The 767-nt window shown below is 65.4% G+C and carries 1 protein-coding gene; it reads right to left on the minus strand.

Translation table 11 applies throughout. The features are described 5' to 3' along the window. A partial coding sequence (locus HFL01S_RS24455) for a DUF4148 domain-containing protein (protein ID WP_066263959.1) occupies nt 1–602 on the minus strand: 602 nt, incomplete at its 3' end. Nucleotides 603–767 lie beyond the last annotated feature (165 nt).

Here is a 767-nt window from a genome sequence, read left to right on the forward strand (position 1 = left end):
TAACGGCTGGGGTAGAGCTCGTTGAGCTTCTTGCCGCTTTCGCCGTCGGCAATGATGTCGCCCGTGCGCTGGGCTTCGGCCAGTTCGGCCTTGACCTGCTCACGCGTCTTGGCCTGGGCCACGACATCCTTGGGGTAGCGGTTCGGGTAGACCTCACGCAGCGTGCGGCCGGACTCGTTGTCGGCGATCACGTTGCCGCTTTCCTGCGCAGCACGCAGCTCGGCGCGCACTTCCTCGCGGGTCAGGGCCTGGCCCTTGGGCGCGGCGGCGTAGGCCGTGGGGTTGATCTCGCGGGCGGTGCGGCCGGACTCGTTGTCGGCGATCACGTTGCCATCGCGCTGGGCGGCGGCCAGCTCGGCCTTGACCTCGGCGCGGGTCTTGGCCTGGGCGGTGGCAGCGGCCGGGTAGCGGTTGGGGTACATCTCGCGCAGGGTCAGACCGGACTCGCTGTCACCGATCACGTCGCCGGCCTGCTGGGCCTGGATCAGTTCGGCGCGGACCTGCTCGCGGGTCAGGGGTGCGTCGGCGTCGGCGGCGAAGGCCTGACCGGCCGAGAGGGCGGCCACGGCGAGGGCGATGCTGGAGAGGTAAGAGGCTTTCATGGTGCTTCCTTTCAAGGAGAGGTGAAACGGTGAAGTGATGGTGCCGGCCCGGGGGTCGGGTGTCTTTTCGCGGTGGTTTCGCTTCTTTGCGTTGTGTTTCGGAAGAAATTCTTTCGCGATGGGTGAACTTTAAAATTTCATCCAAAGAAGAAAAACAACCAGATC

This window comes from Hydrogenophaga flava NBRC 102514 (assembly GCF_001571145.1).
Classification (GTDB): Bacteria; Pseudomonadota; Gammaproteobacteria; order Burkholderiales; family Burkholderiaceae_C; genus Hydrogenophaga; species Hydrogenophaga flava.